Here is a 3648-nt window from a genome sequence, read left to right as displayed (position 1 = left end):
CAGGCCGCCGCACCGGCCGCCCCGGTCACTCCGGTCGCACCCGCGACCCCGATTCCGGCCCCGCAGCCCGCGGCCCCCGCCCCGCAACCCGCGGCAACGGCGCAACCGCAGGCCCCGACGGCCCCGGCCGCCCCCAAGCCGACCGCTGCCAGGCCCCTCGCCGCCCCCACCGCGAACGGCACCGAGTACCTGCCCCTGCGCGGCCCCGCGGCCGCCGTCGCGAAGAACATGAACGCGTCGCTGGAGCTGCCCACCGCGACCTCGGTGCGCGCCATCCCGGTGAAGCTGCTGTTCGACAACCGCATCGTCATCAACAACCACCTCAAGCGCGCCCGCGGCGGCAAGGTCTCCTTCACCCACCTCATCGGCTACGCCATGGTCCGGGCGCTCAAGGCCATGCCGTCGATGAACTGGCACTACGCGGAGCGCGACGGCAAGCCGACCCTGGTCAAGCCCGAGCACGTCAGCCTGGGCCTGGCCATCGACCTGGTGAAGCCCAACGGCGACCGCCAGCTCGTGGTCGCCGCCATCAAGCAGGCCGAGACGCTGAACTTCTTCGAGTTCTGGCAGGCGTACGAGGACATCGTCCGCCGCGCCCGCACCGGCAAGCTGACGATGGACGACTTCTCCGGCGTCACCGCCTCGCTGACCAACCCCGGGGGCCTGGGCACCGTTCACTCGGTGCCGCGGCTGATGCCCGGTCAGGCGATGATCCTGGGTGTCGGCTCGATGGACTACCCGGCCGAGTTCCAGGGCACCTCGCAGGACACCCTGAACAAGCTGGGCATCTCCAAGGTCATGACGCTGACCAGCACCTACGACCACCGGGTGATCCAGGGCGCCGCCTCCGGCGAGTTCCTGCGGATCATGAACCAGCTGCTGCTGGGCGAGAACGACTTCTTCGACGACATCTTCGCCGCGCTGCGCATCCCGTACGAGCCGGTCCGCTGGCGCACGGACATCGACACCGCCCACGACGACGATGTCACCAAGGCCGCCCGGGTCTTCGAGCTGATCCACTCCTACCGGGTCCGCGGCCACGTGATGGCCGACACCGACCCGCTGGAGTACCGGCAGCGCAAGCACCCCGACCTGGACGTGCTGGAGCACGGGCTCACCCTGTGGGACCTGGAGCGCGAGTTCGCGGTCGGCGGCTTCGCGGGCAAGACCCTGATGAAGCTGCGCGACATCCTCGGCGTGCTGCGCGACTCGTACTGCCGGACCGTCGGCGTGGAGTACATGCACATCCAGGACCCCAAGCAGCGCAAGTGGATCCAGGACCGCATCGAGCGACCGCACGCCAAGCCGGAGCGCGAGGAGCAGCTGCGCATCCTGCGCCGGCTGAACGCGGCCGAGGCGTTCGAGACGTTCCTGCAGACCAAGTACGTCGGCCAGAAGCGGTTCTCGCTGGAGGGCGGCGAGTCCGTCATCCCGCTGCTGGACGCGGTCATCGACGCGGCGGCCGAATCCCGGCTGGACGAGGCCGTGGTCGGCATGGCCCACCGCGGCCGGCTCAACGTGCTGGCGAACATCGTGGGCAAGTCGTACGCGCAGATCTTCCGCGAGTTCGAGGGCAACCTCGACCCGAAGTCGATGCACGGCTCCGGCGACGTGAAGTACCACCTGGGCGCCGAGGGCACCTTCGAGGGCCTGGACGGCGAGACGATCAAGGTCTCGCTGGCCGCGAACCCCTCGCACCTGGAGGCGGTCGACCCGGTCCTGGAGGGCATCGCCCGCGCCAAGCAGGACATCATCAACAAGGCCGGCACCGACTTCACCGTGCTGCCGATCGCGCTCCACGGCGACGCGGCCTTCGCCGGCCAGGGCGTCGTCGCCGAGACGCTGAACATGTCGCAACTGCGCGGCTACCGCACCGGCGGCACCCTGCACGTGGTGATCAACAACCAGGTCGGCTTCACCGCTGCGCCGGAGTCCGCGCGCTCCTCGATGTACGCCACCGACGTGGCCCGGATGATCGAGGCGCCGATCTTCCACGTCAACGGCGACGACCCGGAGGCCGTGGTCCGGGTGGCCCGGCTGGCCTTCGAGTACCGGCAGGCGTTCAACAAGGACGTCGTGATCGACCTGATCTGCTACCGCCGCCGCGGGCACAACGAGTCGGACAACCCGGCGTTCACCCAGCCGCTGATGTACGACCTGATCGACAAGAAGCGCTCGGTGCGCAAGCTCTACACCGAGTCGCTGATCGGCCGCGGCGACATCACCCTGGAAGAGGCCGAGCAGGCGCTCCAGGACTACCAGGGCCAGCTGGAGAAGGTCTTCACCGAGGTCCGCGAGGTCCAGGCGCCCGCGTCGCCGTCCACCGACGAGCCGGCCGGACCGCCCTCGGAGTTCCCGGTCGCGGTGCCCACCGCGGTCTCCACCGAGGTGGTCAAGCGGATCGCCGCCGCCCAGGTGAACATCCCCGAGCACGTCACCGTCCACCCGCGGCTGCTGCCGCAGCTCCAGCGCCGGGCGGCGATGGTCGAGGACGGCACGATCGACTGGGGCATGGGCGAGACGCTGGCCATCGGCTCGCTGCTGCTGGAGGGCACCCCGGTCCGGCTGGCCGGCCAGGACTCCCGCCGCGGTACCTTCGGCCAGCGGCACGCGGTGCTGATCGACCGGGAGACCGGCGAGGACTACACCCCGCTGATGTACCTCTCCGAGGACCAGGCCCGCTACAACGTCTACGACTCGCTGCTCAGTGAGTACGCGGCCATGGGCTTCGAGTACGGCTACTCGCTGGCCCGCCCGGAGTCGCTGGTGATGTGGGAGGCGCAGTTCGGCGACTTCGCCAACGGCGCGGCCACCATCATCGACGAGTTCATCTCCTCGGCCGAGCAGAAGTGGGGCCAGACCTCCGGCGTCACCCTGCTGCTGCCGCACGGCTACGAGGGCCAGGGCCCGGACCACTCCTCGGCCCGCATCGAGCGTTTCCTCCAGCTCTGCGCGCAGAACAACATGACGGTGGCCATCCCCACCACCCCGGCCAACTACTTCCACCTGCTGCGCTGGCAGGTGCACAACCCGCACCACAAGCCGCTCATCGTCTTCACCCCGAAGTCGATGCTCCGGCTCAAGGCGGCGGCGTCGAAGGCCGAGGACTTCACCACCGGCTCGTTCCAGCCGGTGATCGGGGACACCGCGGTCAACCCGGACGACGTCCGCAAGGTCGTCTTCTGCTCCGGCAAGATCTACTACGACCTGATCGAGGAGCGCGAGCGGCGGCAGGCCAACGACATCGCCTTCATCCGCATCGAGCGCCTCTACCCGCTGCCGGGCGTGGAGATCCAGGCGGCGCTGGCCCCGTACGGCAAGGCCCAGAAGTTCGTCTGGGCGCAGGCCGAGCCCGCCAACCAGGGTGCCTGGCCGTTCATCGCCCTCAACCTGATCGACCACCTCGACCTGGTGCTGGGCGCGGCCCCGGACAACGCGGACCGGCTGCGCCGCGTCTCCCGTCCGGCCTCGTCCTCCCCGGCGGTCGGCTCGGCCAAGCGGCACGCGGCGCAGCAGGAGCAGCTGATCAACGAGGCGTTCGAGATCTGACGGTTTCCGGGAGCCCGGGTCCGCTCGGACCTGAGCTCCCGTCAACCGCTCGGCTTGCGACGGCCGGTGGCCCGTACCGTGACGGTACGGGCCACCGGC

General features: G+C 69.9%; 1 protein-coding gene. It reads left to right on the top strand.

Translation table 11 applies throughout. From position 1 onward, the window contains the following. The first annotated feature begins 51 nt into the window (after nucleotides 1-51). On the top strand, nucleotides 52-3549 hold the full coding sequence (locus tag VIW71_RS10750; RefSeq protein WP_414720723.1) for a multifunctional oxoglutarate decarboxylase/oxoglutarate dehydrogenase thiamine pyrophosphate-binding subunit/dihydrolipoyllysine-residue succinyltransferase subunit: 3498 nt from the start codon (nucleotides 52-54) through the stop codon (nucleotides 3547-3549). The last annotated feature ends 99 nt before the right edge of the window (nucleotides 3550-3648 follow it).

The organism is Streptomyces sp., from assembly GCF_036524955.1.
In the GTDB taxonomy this organism is placed as follows: Bacteria; Actinomycetota; Actinomycetes; order Streptomycetales; family Streptomycetaceae; genus Actinacidiphila.
This window is presented reverse-complemented; position numbering and strand designations above follow the sequence as displayed.